At 73.2% G+C, this 16,155-nt stretch carries 14 protein-coding genes; 12 read left to right on the top strand and 2 right to left on the bottom strand.

All coding sequences use genetic code 11. The features are described from left to right. Positions 1-5 precede the first annotated feature (5 nt). Complete coding sequence (locus ACWGIS_RS14765; protein ID WP_453362781.1) at positions 6-815, top strand: AIM24 family protein; 810 nt, start codon at positions 6-8, stop codon at positions 813-815. Positions 816-989: 174 nt separating this feature from the next. On the opposite strand, the gene ACWGIS_RS14760 is transcribed toward ACWGIS_RS14765, so the two are convergent. After that, positions 990-1,187: a hypothetical protein gene (locus ACWGIS_RS14760; protein ID WP_453362780.1), complete on the bottom strand. Its 198-nt coding sequence runs from the start codon at positions 1,185-1,187 to the stop codon at positions 990-992. A 258-nt stretch (positions 1,188-1,445) separates the two neighbouring features. Here ACWGIS_RS14760 and ACWGIS_RS14755 point away from each other — a divergent pair, with 258 nt between their 5' ends. From ACWGIS_RS14755 to ACWGIS_RS14745, 3 genes are all read left to right on the top strand, one after another. Next, a complete protein-coding gene (locus tag ACWGIS_RS14755) occupies positions 1,446-2,684 on the top strand; it encodes a sensor histidine kinase (RefSeq protein WP_453362826.1) in 1,239 nt (412 codons plus the stop codon). 389 nt (positions 2,685-3,073) lie between these two features. Further along, positions 3,074-3,922, top strand: a complete 849-nt coding sequence (locus tag ACWGIS_RS14750; protein WP_453362779.1) for a hypothetical protein — start codon at positions 3,074-3,076, stop codon at positions 3,920-3,922. Positions 3,923-3,965: 43 nt separating this feature from the next. Further along, positions 3,966-4,637 carry a response regulator gene (locus ACWGIS_RS14745; RefSeq protein ID WP_453362778.1) on the top strand — a complete coding sequence of 224 codons (672 nt, stop codon included), beginning with the start codon at positions 3,966-3,968 and terminating at the stop codon, positions 4,635-4,637. A 63-nt stretch (positions 4,638-4,700) separates the two neighbouring features. Here ACWGIS_RS14745 and ACWGIS_RS14740 read toward each other — a convergent pair whose 3' ends face one another. Then, positions 4,701-5,711: a Gfo/Idh/MocA family protein gene (locus tag ACWGIS_RS14740; RefSeq protein ID WP_453362777.1), complete on the bottom strand. Its 1,011-nt coding sequence runs from the start codon at positions 5,709-5,711 to the stop codon at positions 4,701-4,703. 128 nt (positions 5,712-5,839) lie between these two features. Between ACWGIS_RS14740 and ACWGIS_RS14735 the strand changes: the two genes are divergently transcribed. From ACWGIS_RS14735 to ACWGIS_RS14700, 8 genes are all read left to right on the top strand, one after another. Then, a complete protein-coding gene (locus tag ACWGIS_RS14735; RefSeq protein WP_453362825.1) occupies positions 5,840-6,577 on the top strand; it encodes a GntR family transcriptional regulator in 738 nt (245 codons plus the stop codon). A gap of 148 nt (positions 6,578-6,725) precedes the next feature. Then, positions 6,726-7,718: a sugar ABC transporter substrate-binding protein gene (locus tag ACWGIS_RS14730; protein WP_453362776.1), complete on the top strand. Its 993-nt coding sequence runs from the start codon at positions 6,726-6,728 to the stop codon at positions 7,716-7,718. 68 nt (positions 7,719-7,786) lie between these two features. Continuing rightward, positions 7,787-8,791 carry a sugar ABC transporter substrate-binding protein gene (locus ACWGIS_RS14725; RefSeq protein WP_453362775.1) on the top strand — a complete coding sequence of 335 codons (1,005 nt, stop codon included), beginning with the start codon at positions 7,787-7,789 and terminating at the stop codon, positions 8,789-8,791. Further along, positions 8,788-9,843: an ABC transporter permease gene (locus tag ACWGIS_RS14720; protein WP_453362774.1), complete on the top strand. Its 1,056-nt coding sequence runs from the start codon at positions 8,788-8,790 to the stop codon at positions 9,841-9,843. Before ACWGIS_RS14725 ends, ACWGIS_RS14720 begins: the two co-directional genes overlap by 4 nt. Next, a complete protein-coding gene (locus ACWGIS_RS14715) occupies positions 9,840-10,691 on the top strand; it encodes an ATP-binding cassette domain-containing protein (RefSeq protein WP_453362773.1) in 852 nt (283 codons plus the stop codon). Before ACWGIS_RS14720 ends, ACWGIS_RS14715 begins: the two co-directional genes overlap by 4 nt. Positions 10,692-10,751: 60 nt before the next feature. Next, positions 10,752-11,933 carry an ROK family glucokinase gene (locus ACWGIS_RS14710; RefSeq protein WP_453362772.1) on the top strand — a complete coding sequence of 394 codons (1,182 nt, stop codon included), beginning with the start codon at positions 10,752-10,754 and terminating at the stop codon, positions 11,931-11,933. Further along, positions 11,930-12,511 (top strand): sugar kinase, encoded by a 582-nt coding sequence (locus ACWGIS_RS14705; protein WP_453362771.1) that lies wholly within the window; start codon positions 11,930-11,932, stop codon positions 12,509-12,511. Before ACWGIS_RS14710 ends, ACWGIS_RS14705 begins: the two co-directional genes overlap by 4 nt. 662 nt (positions 12,512-13,173) lie before the next feature. After that, on the top strand, positions 13,174-16,152 hold the full coding sequence (locus ACWGIS_RS14700) for a DEAD/DEAH box helicase (RefSeq protein ID WP_453362770.1): 2,979 nt from the start codon (positions 13,174-13,176) through the stop codon (positions 16,150-16,152). The last annotated feature ends 3 nt before the right edge of the window (positions 16,153-16,155 follow it).

Raw genomic sequence — 16,155 nt, 5'->3', positions numbered from 1 at the left:
CTCCCGTGACCCTTCAGCGAGAGATCGTCGGCAACGCCATGCAGATGGCGGTCGTGAACCTGACCCCCGGCCAGACCGTGTACTGCGAGGCCGGGAAGTTCCTCTTCAAGACCACGAACGTGACCATGGAGACCCGCCTCTCCGGCCCCTCGGGCGGCGGCGGGCAGCCCGGCGGGGGCGGCGGCATGGGCGGGATGCTGCGCCAGGCCGTGGGCACCGCCATGCAGGCCGGCCAGCGCGCGCTCGCCGGTGAGTCGCTCGCCTTCCAGTACTTCACCTCGGCGGGCGGCGAGGGCACCGTCGGCTTCGCGGGAGTCCTGCCGGGCGAGATGCGCGCCCTGGAGCTGGACGGCACGCGCGCGTGGTTCGCCGAGAAGGACGCCTTCGTGGCCGCCGAGTCGACCGTGGACTTCGGCATCGCCTTCCAGGGCGGACGCACCGGGCGCAGCGGCGGCGAGGGCTTCGTCCTGGAGAAGTTCACCGGCCGGGGCACGGTGATCATCGCGGGCGCGGGCAACTTCATCGATCTGAACCCGGCCGACTTCGGGGGCCGGATCGAAGTCGACACCGGGTGCGTCGTCGCCTTCGAGGAGGGCATCGGGTACGGCGTCCAGCGCATCGGCGGCCTCAACCGCCAGGGGCTGATGAACGCCGTCTTCGGCGGCGAGGGTCTCTCGCTGGCGACCCTGGAGGGCGACGGCGCCGTCATCCTCCAGTCGCTCACGATCGAGAGCCTCGCCAACGCCCTGCGCAAGGCACAGGGCGGCGACAAGCAGGGCCCGACGGGCGGCCTGTTCTCGACGAACGCGGGCTGAGGCGCCCCGCCGGTGCGGCGGCCGGCGCCGGCCCCACGTACGAGCGGGACGGACGCCCCCTGAGGCCGCTGCCGGGGGGCGTCCGGTTCGCCCCGGGACCGTGGTGTCCGGCACGGCGCGGCCGGCGGGACCTGACCCCCTCCGCCGCCTGAGGCCCGGCGCGGCCGGCCGGGCCTACCCGCCCTCCGCCGCCGCGAACAGGGCGAACGAGAGCACGAGCAGCGCGACGCTCGCGTAGACCTCGTAGCCGTCGAGGAGACCGAACCGCTGCACGAGACCCCAGCCGCGCAGCAGGCCCGTGACCTCCTGCACCAGACCGACGGTGCCCTGCACCAGGGCGACGAAGCCGAGAACCTCCAGAAGTCTTTTCACCCGGCGATCCTCGCCCCGCGGGGCCCCGCTCCTCATCGGCCGCGGGGCGGGACGTGCGGGCCGAAAGGCGCGATCCGCGCCGCCCGGTGTGCGACCGAAGTCGCGCCGGTGGGCGGCTGGTTCGCCGAAAGTCGCGGCCCCCGCGACTTAGGAAGGCGATCGGTCCCGGGGGAGGGTGCTCGCGGCCGCGCCTGCGTAGATTTGCCGACCGTGAAGAAGAGACATCCGGCGCCCGGGCCGCAGGGGACGTCGGAGCGGATGGTGCCGGAGCCGCGCCCCCTGCCGGGGCCCCGCTGGCTGCTGCCGTCCGCCCTGACCGCCGAGGCCGGCCCCGACCGCACCGGGCGTACGGGCCGTCCGCGCCGCACCGCGCGCGACTGGGTCGTCGACTTCGGCTGCTTCCTGCTGGCCGTCCTGATCGGACTGCTCACCGCGGACACCGTGTCCGGGGACCCGAACATCCCGCCGGGACTCGCCGTCGCCGACCAGTGGCTGGGCGCGCTCGCCTGCGCGGCGGTGTGGCTGCGCCGCCGGTGGCCCCTCGCACTCGCCGTGGCGATGGTCCCCGTCGGCCTGCTCTCCAACACGGCGAGCGGCGCCGGCATGGTCGTCCTCTTCACCCTGGCCGTGCACCGCCCGTTCCCGTACGTGGGCTGGGTCGGCGGGGTGATGCTGTCGCTCGTCCCGTTCTTCTTCTGGCTGCGCCCCGACCCGGACCTGCCCTACGCCGCCGCCGTCGCCCTCACCGTGCTGGTGACCGTCTCCGTGGTCGGCTGGGGCATGTTCGTCCGCTCCAAGCGGCAGCTGCTGCTGAGCCTGCGGGACCGGGCGCGGCGGGCGGAGACGGAGGCGGAGCTGCGGGCCGAGCAGGCGCAGCGGCTCGCCCGGGAGTCCATCGCGCGCGAGATGCACGACGTGCTCGCGCACCGGCTCACGCTGCTCAGCGTGCACGCGGGCGCCCTGGAGTTCCGGCCGGACGCTCCCCGGGAGGAGGTCGCGCGGGCCGCCGGGGTGATCCGGGAGAGCGCGCACGAGGCGCTCCAGGACCTGCGGGAGATCATCGGCGTGCTGCGGGCGAACGAGGGCGGCGACGCGTCGGGGCGCCCGCAGCCGACGCTGTCCGCCCTCGACGCCCTCGTCCGCGAGTCGCGCGACGCCGGTATGAAGGTCCACCTGGACCACCGCGTCGGCGACCCGGCCTGCGTCCCCGCCTCCGTCGGCCGCACCGCGTACCGCATCGCCCAGGAGGGCCTGACGAACGCCCGCAAGCACGCCCCCGGGGCCGAGGTCACCGTGTCCGTCGCGGGTGCCCCGGGCGACGGGCTCACCGTCGCCGTGAGCAACCCGGCGCCCGTGGGCCCGGTCCCGGCCGTGCCCGGCTCCGGCCAGGGGCTGATCGGCCTGACCGAGCGGGCGACGCTGGCGGGCGGCCGGCTCGACCACGGCGGCCGGCCCGACGGCGGTTTCGAGGTACGGGCCTGGCTGCCCTGGAGCTGAGCCGGCTCCGGTACGGGCGCGGCCCTCTCCGGACGTCCGCGAGCCGGGCGTGCGGGCCCCGGGCGCGCCGACCCTCCGGGGGCGCGCGAAGCGTAACCACGGGCGTGCGCCGGGCAATGGCGCGCAACCTCATGTCCCGGCGCGGGTGAGGCAGTTGACTGGCCGCGGAACAGCCGGCACTCGCGCATCAGGAGGACCGCAGCGTGACTTTCGGGGGACACGATCCGTACCGGCCGCCGCCACCGGGGCCGTATCCGCAGGGGCCCGGCCCGTACCAGCCGCAGGGAGGCGGGCCGCCGCATCCGGGACCGTACGTCCCCCGGCAGGCCGGCCGGCCGCCGCGGCCCGGACCGTACCCGCCGTACCGTCCGCCGGGCCCGCCGCAGTCCGTGTGGCAGCGGCTGCGCGAGGACGAGTGGCCCCCGCTGCGCGAACTGCTCGGCGGCGGGACCCGCGGCTGCGCGTGGCCGCTGCTGCTGATCCCGTGCACCTGGGCCGTGTTCCTGCCCGTGGTGCTGGGCTACCCGGTGGCCCGCTCGGCCCGCCGCAGCGCCCGGCGGATCTTCCCCTCCCGGGGCCACCGCCGCATCGAGGACCCCGAGGTGACGCGGGTGCAGAAGACGCGCGCCTGGCTCGCCACCCTCATGTCCGTGGTCATCCTCCTCGCGTACGGCAAGCCGGAGGACATGGCGCAGGCGGAGGAGCAGTTCATGTTCCGGCTGATCGTCACCCCCTGGCTCCTGCTGCTGAGCACGCCCGTCGTCGTCGCGCTGCTGTTCCGCTGGGCGTCACCGGCCGCCAAGCACGGCATGCGGGTGCGGCTGCGGGCCGCGGGCAGGTCGGCGGTCCGGTACATCGGCGCCTTCACCGCGGTGCCGCTGCTCGGTCTCGTCGCCTACGGCGTCCAGCAGGCCGCGGGACGCGACGCGGCCGGCTGGACCGCCGTCGCGCTGATGGTGCCGATGCTGTGGGCGGCGCTGTTCGTCGTCTTCGCCACCGGCCCCGCCGTCCGCAGCGCCTTCAACACGGCCGCGGTGCACGCGGCGCTGCCCGCCCTGCTCACCGGGGTCCTGGTCTGGGAGTTCGCGGTCATCGGCCTGGTGACGGGCGGACCCCCGCCCGGCCCGCCCCTGGTGCAGACCTGCGCCCTCCTCGGCGGACCGGCCTCGGTGACGGCGGTGGTCTGGTGGGAGGTCCAGCGGCTGCGCACCCGCTACGGCGTCGCCCTGCGCGGCTGACGGGCGGGGCCGCACGGCCCGGTGGCCTCACTACGGTAGGGCCATGACTGCGATCCGACTGCTCCTCGTCGACGACGACCCCCTGGTACGGGCCGGCCTGTCCTTCATGATGGGCGGCGCCGACGACATCGAGATCGTGGGCGAGGCCGCCGACGGCGCCGAGGTCGGCGCGCTCGTCGACCGCACCCGGCCCGACGTCGTCCTCATGGACATCCGGATGCCCACGGTGGACGGACTCGCCGCCACCGAGCAGCTCCGCGCCCGCCCGGACGCGCCCCAGGTCATCGTCCTGACGACCTTCCACGCCGACGACCAGGTGCTGCGGGCGCTGCGCGCGGGCGCCGCCGGGTTCGTCCTGAAGGACACCCCGCCCGCCGAGATCCTCCAGGCGGTGCGCCGCGTCGCGGCCGGCGACCCGGTGCTCTCGCCCGCCGTCACCCGGCAGCTGATGGAGCACGCCGCCGGAGCGCAGGCCGACACCCGCCGCTCGGCCGCCCGCCGGCGGATCGACACCCTCAACGACCGTGAGCGGGAGGTCGCGGTCGCCGTCGGCAGGGGCGGCTCCAACGCGGCCGTGGCCGCCGAGCTGTTCATGAGCGTCGCCACGGTCAAGACCCACGTCTCCCGCGTCCTCGCCAAGCTCGGCCTCAACAACCGGGTGCAGATAGCCCTCTTGACGTACGACGCCGGCCTCTTGGAGGAGGACACCCCCTGAGGCCCGGCGCCGTTGCGGCCGTCTCCCTCCGCGCGCGGGCGGCGGGTACGGCCGCGGCGGGCCTCAGTTCCTGCCGCCCGGGATCTCCCCGAGGCGTACCGGGCGGTGTTCGAGGCGGGACAGCTCGCAGGCCTCCGCGATGCGCAGCGCGTGCAGGGCCTCCCGGCCGTCGCACGGGTTGGTGCGCTCACCGCGCACCAGCTCGACGAAGGCGGTGAGTTCGGCCTCGTACGCGGGTCCGAAGCGCTCCAGGAAGCCGGGCCACGGCTTGTCCGCGGCCGGCGGCCCGGCCGGTTCGGTGGAGGCGATCGGCGTGCGGTCGTCGAGTCCGACGCCGATCTGGTCCAGTTCGCCGGCCAGTTCCATGCGGACGTCGTAGCCGGCGCCGTTCATCCGGGTCGCCGTCGCGGTGGCGAGCGTGCCGTCGTCCAGGGTGAGGACGGCCGCGGCCGTGTCGATGTCGTGCGCCTCGCGGAACATCGCCGGCCCCGCGTCGGACCCGGTCGCGTACACCTCGGTCACCTCGCGGCCGGTCACCCACCGCACCATGTCGAAGTCGTGCACCAGGCAGTCGCGGTACAGCCCGCCGGAGAGCGGGAGGTACGCGGCCGGGGGCGGCGACTGGTCCGAGGTCATCGCCCGGACCGTGTGCAGCCGCCCGAGCCGTCCGTCGCGCACCGCCTCGCGCGCCGCCGTGTAGCCCGCGTCGAAGCGGCGCTGGAAGCCGAGCTGGAGCACCGTCCCGGCCGCTTCGACCTCGGCGAGCGCGGCCAGCGTGCCCGGCAGGTCGAGGGCGATGGGCTTCTCGCAGAACACCGGGAGCCCGGAGCGTGCCGCCCGGCCGATCAGCTCGGCGTGGGCCGCGGTCGCCGCCGTGATCACCACGGCGTCCACACCCCAGGTGAAGATCTCGTCCGTGCCGGGGGCCACCGTGGCGCCGATCCGGTCGGCGAGTGCGTGCGCCCGCGCGCTGTCCGCGTCCGTCACGATGAGGGAGCCGACCTCGCGATGGCGGGTGAGAGCGGTCGCGTGAAAAGTCCCGATACGACCCGTTCCGATCAGTCCGATGCGCATGGGAACAAACTGAGGGCCCACCCCGCACCCTGTCAATGGTTTGTCCTGACAATCGAACTTCAGAACTTCCCGTCATCATTTCCCGCGGCTACGCTCGGGCCGTGCCGAAACCAGATGTGGACCCGACCGTGTCGCTCCAGCTCAGCGTCGACCGCAGCAGTCCGGTCCCGCTGTACTTCCAGCTGTCGCAGCAGCTGGAGGCCGCGATCGAGCACGGAACCCTGACCCCGGGCAGCCTGCTCGGCAACGAGATCGAGCTCGCCGGACGGCTCGGCCTGTCCCGGCCCACCGTCCGGCAGGCCATCCAGTCCCTCGTCGACAAGGGCCTGCTCGTGCGGCGCCGCGGCGTCGGCACCCAGGTCGTGCACAGCCAGGTCAAGCGCCCGCTGGAACTCAGCAGCCTGTTCGACGACCTGGAGGCGGCGGGGCAGCGCCCGGCGACCCGGGTCGTGCACAACGTCCTGGAACCCGCGTCCGCCGAGGTCGCCGCCGCGCTCGGAGTCGCCGAGGACAGCGAGGTGCACCGCGTCGAACGGCTGCGCCTCGCGCACGGCGAGCCGATGGCGTACCTCTGCAACCACCTGCCCCCCGGCCTGCTCCAGCTCGACAGCGACCGTCTGGAGGCCACCGGCCTGTACCGGCTGATGCGCGCCGCCGGCATCACCCTGCACAGCGCCCGGCAGTCCGTCGGCGCCCGCGCCGCCACCGCCGAGGAGGGCGAGCGGCTCGGCGAGCCCGCCGGCGCGCCGCTGCTCACCATGCAGCGCACCACGTTCGACGACACCGGCCGCGCCGTCGAGTTCGGCTCGCACACCTACCGCGCCTCGCGGTACTCCTTCGAGTTCCAGCTCCTGGTACGGCCCTGAGCGCCTTCACGGGCGTCGCGGCGGGACCTGGGGGCCCGTCAATCTCAATCGTAAGAATGTTCTGACAAACCCATTGACGGGTGCGCGGGGCCGAGGCTAGAACTCCCCTCAGCCGCAACGGGGCGGCGCGAGAGAGGGTGGTCCCAGGATGCGTACAGCCCGAACAGCAGCAGCCGTGCTGGCCGTGATCGCGCTCGCCGCCGGGTGCAGCGGCTCCGGCGGCAAGGACTCCGAGGACGACTCGGGCGGCGGCGCGGGCGGCGGCAAGTCCGTCGGCACCCCCCGGCTGAAGATCGCCATGGTGACCCACGCGGGCGCGGGCGACACCTTCTGGGACATCGTGCAGAGCGGCGCCAAGCAGGCGGCGGCCAAGGACAACGTGCAGTTCCTGTACTCCAACGACAAGGAGGCCAAGGGGCAGGCCGAGCTGGTCCAGTCCGCCATCGACAAGAAGGTCGACGGCATCGTCGTCTCCCTCGCCAAGCCCGAGGCCATGAAGGACGTCCTCGCCAGGGCGCGCAGCGCCGGCATCCCGGTCGTCACCATCAACTCCGGATCGGAGTTCTCCAAGGACTTCGGCGCCCTCTCGCACATCGGCCAGGACGAGTCCGTGGCCGGCGAGGCGGTGGGCGAGGAGCTGAGCACCCGCAAGCTGAAGAAGGCGCTCTGCGTCATCCACGAGCAGGGCAACGTCTCCCTGGAGCAGCGCTGCGCGGGCGTCAAGAAGACCTTCGGCGGCTCGGTGGAGAACATCAACGTCGAGGGCACCGACGCGCCCTCCGCCCAGTCCGCGATCGAGGCGAAGCTCCAGGCGTCCAAGGACATCGACGCCGTCGTCACGCTCGGCGCGCCCATCGCGGCCCTCGCCGTCAAGGCCAAGGAGGGCGCGGGCAGCAAGGCGGAGATCGACACCTTCGACCTGAACGCCGAGGTCGTCAAGCGGCTCAAGGCCAAGGAGGTCGGCTTCGCCGTCGACCAGCAGCCCTACCTCCAGGGCTACCTCGCCGTCGACGAGCTGTGGCTCAACGCCTACAACGCCAACACCCTCGGCGGCGGCAAGCCCGTCCTCACCGGCCCGCAGATCATCACCGAGAAGGACGTGCCCGCACTCGAGAAGTACACCGCGCGCGGTACCCGATGAACACGTGCACGCTCCCTGTGTTCGATACTTGGGCGGACCAAGTAGCAGAGCAAGAAGGGCACGGCCTCGTGGCACGGACTCGGACATGGGTATCCATCGCGCTGGCAGGGGCGCTCGGCGTGTCCCTCGCGGGCTGCAGCAGCACCGGCGGCAAGCGCGCCGAGGACGCCCGCAAGGCCGCGTCCGCCCAGGGCAAGGCGGCGGTGAACACCCCCCGCTGGACCTTCGCCATGATCACCCACTCGGGTGACGGCGACACCTTCTGGGACATCGTCCAGAGCGGCGCCGAGCAGGCCGCCGTCAAGGACAACATCAAGTTCCTGTACTCGCACAACGCCGAGGCCCAGCAGCAGGCGCAGCTCGTGGACGCCGCGGTCGACAAGAAGGTCGACGGCATCATCGTCTCGCTCGCCAAGCCGGACGCCATGAAGGCGGCCGTCGCCCGCGCCGAGAAGGCCGGCATCCCGGTGATCACCGTGAACTCCGGCTCCGAGCAGTCCAAGGCCTTCGGCGCGCTCACCCACGTCGGACAGGACGAGACCATCGCCGGCGAGGCCGTCGGCGACGAGCTCGACAAGCGCCACCGCAAGAAGGCCCTGTGCATCCTGCACGAGCAGGGCAACGTGGGCCACGAGCAGCGCTGCGACGGCGTCAAGAAGACCTTCGGCGGCGACGTGCAGAACCTGTACGTCCAGGGCACCGACATGTCCGCCGTGCAGTCCTCCATCGGGGCCAAGCTCCAGGCCGACAAGTCCATCGACACGATCGTCACCCTCGGCGCGCCCTACGCGGACACCGCGGTCAAGGCCAAGAAGGACGCGGGCAGCGAGGCCGAGGTCGACACCTTCGACCTGAACGCCAAGGTGGCGGCGGAGCTCAAGGACGGCACGCTCGGCTTCGCCGTCGACCAGCAGCCCTGGCTCCAGGGCTACCAGGCCGTGGACCTGCTGTGGCTGTACAAGTACAACGCCGACGTCCTCGGCGGCGGCAAGCCGGTCCTCACCGGCCCGCAGATCATCACCAAGGACCAGGCCGGCGCGCTCGAGGAGTTCACGAAGCGGGGGACGCGATGACCGCGACAGCACCGGCACCGGCGCCGGAGACCCAGGCCGACGAACGGCTGATGAAGACCTCGCCGCTGCGCAGGCTCCTCGGCCGTCCCGAGCTCGGCTCGGTGGTCGGCGCGATCGCCGTCTTCCTGTTCTTCTCCGTCGTCGCGGACAGCTTCCTCCAGGCCTCCAGCCTCAGCACGGTCCTCTACGCGGCCTCGACCATCGGGATCATGGCGGTGCCCGTCGCGCTGCTGATGATCGGCGGCGAGTTCGACCTGTCGGCGGGCGTCATGGTGACGTCGTCCGCGCTGATCTCGTCGATGTTCAGCTACCAGATGACCGCCAACGTGTGGGTCGGCGTCCTCGTCTCGCTCGTCGTGACGCTGGCCATCGGCGCCTTCAACGGCTTCATGCTGACCCGCACCAAGCTCCCGAGCTTCATCATCACGCTCGGCACCTTCCTGATGCTGACCGGCATGAATCTCGGGTTCACCAAGTTCATCAGCGGCACCGTCTCCACCAAGTCGATCTCCGACATGGAGGGCTTCGCGTCCGCCAAGGACGTCTTCGCCTCCGTGCTCACCGTCGGCGGCGTCGACTTCAAGATCACCATCCTGTGGTGGATCGCCCTCGTCGCCATCGCGTCCTGGATCCTGCTGCGGACCCGCGTCGGCAACTGGATCTTCGCGGTCGGCGGCGCCAAGGACGCGGCCCGCGCGGTCGGCGTCCCGGTCGACCGGACCAAGATCGGCCTCTACATGGGCGTCGCCTTCGCCGCCTGGATCTCCGGCCAGCACCTGCTGTTCTCGTTCGACGTCGTGCAGTCCGGCGAGGGCGTCGGCAAGGAACTGATCTACATCATCGCGGCCGTCATCGGCGGCTGCCTGATCACCGGCGGCTACGGCTCGGCGGTGGGCTCGGCGGTCGGCGCGTTCATCTTCGGCATGACCGACAAGGGCATCGTCTTCGCCGAGTGGAACCCCGACTGGTTCAAGTTCTTCCTCGGAGCGATGCTGCTCCTCGCGACCCTGCTCAACGCCTGGGTCCGCAAGCGCGCGGAGGCCACGAAGTGACCGACAAGACGGCAGTCGCGGAACGCACACCACTGGTGGAGCTGGCCGACGTCAGCAAGTACTACGGCAACGTCCGCGCCCTGGAGGGCGTGTCCCTGGAGGTCCACGCGGGCGAGATCTCCTGCGTGCTCGGCGACAACGGCGCGGGCAAGTCGACCCTGATCAAGATCATCGCGGGGCTGCACCAGCACGACTCCGGTGTCTTCCGCATCGAGGGCGAGGACACCCGGCTGTCCTCCCCGCGCGAGGCCCTCGACCTCGGCATCGCCACGGTCTACCAGGACCTCGCCGTCGTCCCGCTCATGCCGGTGTGGCGGAACTTCTTCCTCGGCTCCGAGCCGACGAAGGGCGCCGGACCCTTCAAGCGCCTGGACGTCGAGTTCATGCGCAGGACCACCCACGCGGAACTCCTGCGCATGGGCATCGACCTGCGCGACGTCGACCAGCCCATCGGCACCCTGTCGGGCGGCGAGCGGCAGTGCGTGGCGATCGCCCGCGCCGTCTACTTCGGCGCCAAGGTCCTCGTCCTGGACGAGCCCACCGCCGCCCTCGGCGTGAAGCAGTCCGGTGTGGTCCTCAAATATGTGGCTGCCGCACGGGACGCCGGACTGGGTGTTGTGTTGATCACCCACAACCCCCATCACGCCTACCTCGTGGGCGACCGCTTCGTGCTCCTCAAGCGCGGCGCCATGTTCGGCAGCAACACGCGGGACGAGATCACCCTCGACGAGCTGACCCGCCAGATGGCGGGCGGCAGCGAGCTGGACGATCTCCGCCACGAGCTGGAGCGCGCTCCGGTCCCGACCCACCTCGGCGGGCACTCCAGGAGCGACGTCCCCGGGGAGTGACGGACAGTTGTCAGGGCGCCGCCATGCGGGGCCGCGGAGGTGTGAGGCAGAATCGGCGCGATGAGCACCTACCGCGACCTCGCCCTGCCCCGGGCTCTCGGCTCCGCTCGAGCAGGGAACGCCCCCATCGGTTCCCGCCGGGCCACCGTCCTGACCGTGGGCACGCGTGAGCGCCGATCCCACCTGACGGCGCCCCGCGTCCCCACCGTGGGCATCGACATCGGCGGTACGAAGGTGATGGCGGGCGTCGTCGACGCCGACGGCAACATCCTGGAGAAGGTCCGCGCCGAGACGCCGGACAAGTCCAAGAGCCCCAGGGTCGTCGAGGACACCATCGTCGAGCTGGTGCTGGACCTCTCCGACCGGCACGACGTGCACGCCGTGGGCATCGGCGCGGCCGGCTGGGTCGACGCGGACCGCAACCGCATCCTGTTCGCGCCCCACCTGTCCTGGCGCAACGAGCCCCTCCGGGACCGCATCGCGGGGCGCCTCGCCGTCCCCGTCCTGGTCGACAACGACGCCAACACCGCCGCCTGGGCCGAGTGGCGCTTCGGAGCGGGCCGCGGCGAGGACCACCTCGTCATGATCACGCTCGGCACCGGCATCGGCGGCGCGATCCTGGAGGACGGCCAGGTCAAGCGCGGCAAGTTCGGCGTCGCCGGCGAGTTCGGCCACATGCAGGTCGTGCCCGGCGGACACCGCTGCCCCTGCGGCAACCGCGGCTGCTGGGAGCAGTACAGCTCCGGCAACGCGCTGGTCCGCGAGGCCCGCGAACTCGCCGCCGCGGACTCCCCGGTGGCGTACGGGATCGTGGAGCGCGTCAAGGGCAACATCCCCGACATCACCGGACCGCTCATCACCGAACTCGCCCGCGAGGGCGACGCGATGTGCATCGAGCTCCTCCAGGACATCGGCCAGTGGCTCGGCGTCGGCATCGCCAACCTGGCCGCCGCCCTGGACCCGTCCTGCTTCGTCATCGGCGGCGGCGTCTCGGCCGCCGACGACCTGCTGATCGGCCCCGCGCGCGACGCGTTCCGGCGGCACCTCACGGGCCGCGGCTACCGCCCCGAGGCCCGGATCGCCCGCGCCCAGCTCGGGCCCGAGGCAGGCATGGTCGGCGCCGCCGACCTCGCCCGGCTGGTCGCCCGCCGCTTCCGCCGCGCCAAGCGCCGCCGCGTGGAGCGCTACGAGCGCTACGAGCGGTTCACGGAGTCCCGCCGCACCACCACGGACTCGATGTGACCGCCTCGCTGCCGCGCCAGGCCACCCCGCCGGACGAGCCGCCGACGCCCCCCGAGGACCGGCGCCACGTCATCCGCAGGCGCGCCCTGACGTTGCTGATCATCGTGCTCCTGATCGGCGTGCCCGCCGGCTACCTGGTGATCTCGGCCGACCAGAGCCGCAACAGCGGCAAGGACAAGGAGGCCAAGTACTCCGCGACCGGCCTCACCGAGGGCTGGCCCTCCCGCGTCCAGCGCCGCCTCTACAAGGTGCCCGTCCCCGGCAACTCCACCGACGTCGCGTACTACGAGACGAACAACTGGAAGACCAGCCGGCTGTACGTCCAGTTCCGCACCAGCGACGCGGAGCTGACCGAGTTCTTCCAGAACATCGGGACCAGCCGCAGCGAGCTGGAACTGGACGACATCACCATCGGCGCACGCGACCGGCGCGTCACCGGCTGGGAGTTCACCGGCCCCGGCCCCTGGTCGGGACTCGTCCACAAGACGAAGAACCCCGCGCCCAACCACGACGTCGTCGTCAACCGCTCCGACCCCGAGCACCCCATGGTGTACGTGGTCTCCCGCACGACGCCTTGACGTCCTGGCGCCCCTGGGCCCGGAGGGCCCTGTCGGGCGCGGGCGGACGCCGTGACGGGCGGACGGCGGAGAGGCTGGGCGGGGGAGAGGCGGACGGCTGAAGGCGGGACGGGGGAGTGGGCCCGGAAGTCGGCTCGGCCCGCGCGGCGGGGGCCGACGGCGGCTCTCGTCGCGGCGGTCAGGGTGGCGGCTGACGCCCCGGCCGCCGGTACGCCGGTGAGCCGCCACGTCGGCTCCCCGCTTCCGGGCCCTCGGTGACCGCCCGGACCCCGGTGCCCGTGGCTGTGTGTACCGCCGGGTCCGGGCGAAGCGGCGTGTGTGGGGGCCCGTCTGATTCGGCCTGTACGTGTGCGGAAACCCGCTCTAGGGGTCCCCGAGTTCCTGCCGGTCCCGGGTCTGCAAGGGGCCGCATGCGTGTCGGTCCCGGGTTCGCGGGGTCCGCGAGTCCCGTCCGTCCCGGGTTCGCGGGGTCCGCGAGTCCCGTCCGTCCCGGTTCCGCGGGGTCCCGCGCATGCTCGTCCGACCCGGCGCATCGGGGTTCGCGGATGCCCGGACACCCCCGGGCCGGGGCCCGTCGGTGCTGGTGGCGGGGTCGGTTGTCAGAGGTCGCCCGTAGAGTCGAAGACATCGGAATCGACACGGGGCGGGAGGTGACCGGGCCTATGAGTGGTGGGGTGCTGTCGGCGGCCGTCGGCGCGGGCCCGGGCTCCCTGGGTGACGCCTCCGCGGGCGACACGGCCGGGAGCGGCCCCGCCGTGTCCGTACGCCTCGCCGCCGTCTTCCTGCCCGCGCCCCTGCCGCGCGACGGCCGCATCGCCTTCTGGGACCCGGACGAGGACGACACCGCGCGGACACCGGCCGGGCACGAGCCGGAAGGCGCCGGGGGACCGGCCGCCGAAGAGGCAACCGGCGCGGCCGGACGGGGCGCGCGGGAAGCAGTCGCGGACGCGCCCCCCGTCGGGCGGACCGAGCTGACGGTCGTACGGCGCCACGGCTCCGGAGTGCGGCGGGCGACCGTGCCCGCGCTGACGCTGGGGATCGCCGAAGCCCTGCCGCTGCTCACCGACGCCCGGCGCCACCCGGGCGCCCACCCCGCGACCGCCTGCTGGGGAGCCGCCGCACTGCACGCGCTGCGGCTGGTCGCGCGCGGGAGGCTGCTGCCCGGCCTGACGGCCGACGCCCACGACGCCTGGCGGGCCGGACCGCTGGACCCGGACGACATCGTCCACCTGAGGGCGGTCGCCGCGGCCCTTCCCCCCGAGGGCCACGCCGCGCCCCTCCCCGGCAAGGGCCCCCTCCGGCTGCCCGAGCCGGAGGCACTGATCCGTTCGTTCCTGGACGCGGTCGCCGACACCCTGCCCCGCACTCCCGCCGCGCCGTACGCGTCCGGCAGGCCCTTCGCCGCCCGCGGCCCCCAGCGCCTGACGGGCGCCCACGACTGGGCGGCCGAGGTCGCCGCGGGCATGGACGCGGGCGTGCGGATCTCGCTGCGCCTGGACCTGTCGGCCTACCAGCTGTTCGACGACAGCGAGGACGCGCGCCGCGCGGGTGCGGCCGTCGTCCAGGTGCACAGCCTCGCCGACCCGACGCTCGTCGTGGACGCGGCCGAGCTGTGGGCCGGCGCGGCCGACGCGACGTTCGGTCCACGCGCGCGCGTGGACGCCGCTCTCGCCGTCCGCCGCGCGGCCCGCGTCTGGCCGCCCCTGGACCGCCTGTCGGAGCAGGACACACCCGACGTCCTCGCCCTGTCCGAGCAGGAGCTGTCCGACCTGCTCGGCGTGGCGGCGACCCGGCTGGCCGCGGCGGGCGTCGCCGTCCACTGGCCCCGGGACCTGGCGCAGGACCTGACCGCGGCCGCCGTGGTGCGCCCGGCGCCCGGCTCGGCGACCGACGGCACGGGCTTCTTCGAGAGCGAGGACCTCCTCCAGTTCCGCTGGCAGCTGGCGCTCGGTGGCGATCCGCTCAGCGAGGCCGAGATGGACGTCCTGGCCGAGGCCCACCGCCCGGTGGTGCGGCTGCGGGACCAGTGGGTGCTCGTGGACCCGGCACTCGTCCGCAAGGCGCGCAAGCGGGAGCTGGGCCTGCTCGACCCGGTCGACGCCCTGTCCGTCGCCCTCAGCGGCAGCGCGGAGGTCGACGGCGAGACGGTCGAAGCGGTGCCCGTCGGCGCGCTCGCCGCCCTGCGCGACCGGCTCACGGCGGGCGTGCCGCCCGTGCCCCCGCCGCCCGGCCTCGCGGCCACCCTGCGCGACTACCAGCTCCGCGGCCTGGCCTGGCTGGACACCATGACCTCGCTCGGGCTCGGCGGCTGCCTCGCCGACGACATGGGCCTCGGCAAGACGATCACCCTGATCGCCCTCCACCTGCGACGCGCCCGCAGCGAGCCGACCCTCGTGGTCTGCCCCGCCTCCCTGCTCGGCAACTGGCAGCGCGAGATCACCCGTTTCGCCCCCGGTGTGCCCGTACGCCGCTACCACGGACCCGACCGCACCCTGGACGACCTCGGCGGAGGCTTCGTCCTGACGACCTACGGCACCATGCGCTCGGCCGCGACCCGGCTCGCCCAGCAGCAGTGGGGCATGGTCGTCGCGGACGAGGCCCAGCACGTCAAGAACCCGTACTCGGCGACCGCCAAGGCCCTGCGCACGATCCCGTCCCCCGCGCGCGTGGCACTCACGGGCACCCCCGTGGAGAACAACCTCTCCGAACTGTGGGCGCTCCTCGACTGGACCACCCCCGGACTCCTGGGCCCCCTCAAGTCGTTCCGCGCCCGCCACGCCCGCGCCGTGGAGAACGGCGAGGACGACGAGGCCGTGGCGCGGCTCGCCCGGCTCGTCCGGCCCTTCCTGCTGCGCCGCAAGAAGTCCGACCCCGGCATCGTCCCCGAGCTGCCGCCCAAGACGGAGACCGACCACCCTGTCCCGCTCACCAGGGAACAGGCCTCGCTCTACGAAGCCGTGGTGCGGGAGTCGATGCTCGCGATCGAGGACGCCCAGGGCATCGCCCGACGGGGCATGGTCCTCAAGCTCCTCACGTCCCTGAAGCAGATCTGCGACCATCCGGCGCTGTTCCTGAAGGAGGGCACGGCGGCTGCCGCCCAGGGTCTTGCCGCCCGGTCCGGGAAGCTGGCGCTGCTGGACGAGCTGCTGGACACGCTGCTCGCGGAGGACGGTTCCGCGCTGGTCTTCACGCAGTACGTGGGGATGGCCCGGCTCATCTCCTCCCACCTGGCCGCCCGCGCGATCCCCGCCGAGCTGCTGCACGGAGGCACACCGGTCCTGGAGCGCGAGCGCATGGTCGACCGTCTCCAGAGCGGTGCCACGCCGGTCCTCGTGCTCTCCCTCAAGGCGGCCGGTACCGGGCTGAACCTGACCCGCGCCGGGCACGTCGTGCACTTCGACCGCTGGTGGAACCCGGCCGTGGAGGAGCAGGCCACCGACCGCGCGTACCGCATCGGCCAGACCCAGCCCGTCCAGGTCCACCGCCTGATCACGGAGGGCACGGTCGAGGACCGCATCGCGGAGATGCTGGAGGCCAAGCGCGCCCTCGCCGACGCCATCCTGGGCACGGGCGAGGCCTCCCTCACCGAACTGACCGACCGGGAACTGTCCGACCTGGTCTCCCTGCGGAGGCCCGCATGAACG

The sequence above is a fragment of the Streptomyces sp. NPDC054842 genome (assembly GCF_053611025.1).
This window is presented reverse-complemented; position numbering and strand designations above follow the sequence as displayed.

Coding starts and splice junctions, on each gene's coding strand:
- ACWGIS_RS14755 (WP_453362826.1), top strand. CDS start 1,446: ATGGTGCCGGAGCCGCGCCCCCTGCCGGGGCCCCGCTGGCTGCTGCCG.
- ACWGIS_RS14745 (WP_453362778.1), top strand. CDS start 3,966: ATGACTGCGATCCGACTGCTCCTCGTCGACGACGACCCCCTGGTACGG.
- ACWGIS_RS14740 (WP_453362777.1), bottom strand. CDS start 5,711: ATGCGCATCGGACTGATCGGAACGGGTCGTATCGGGACTTTTCACGCG.
- ACWGIS_RS14730 (WP_453362776.1), top strand. CDS start 6,726: ATGCGTACAGCCCGAACAGCAGCAGCCGTGCTGGCCGTGATCGCGCTC.
- ACWGIS_RS14720 (WP_453362774.1), top strand. CDS start 8,788: ATGACCGCGACAGCACCGGCACCGGCGCCGGAGACCCAGGCCGACGAA.
- ACWGIS_RS14710 (WP_453362772.1), top strand. CDS start 10,752: ATGAGCACCTACCGCGACCTCGCCCTGCCCCGGGCTCTCGGCTCCGCT.
- ACWGIS_RS14700 (WP_453362770.1), top strand. CDS start 13,174: ATGAGTGGTGGGGTGCTGTCGGCGGCCGTCGGCGCGGGCCCGGGCTCC.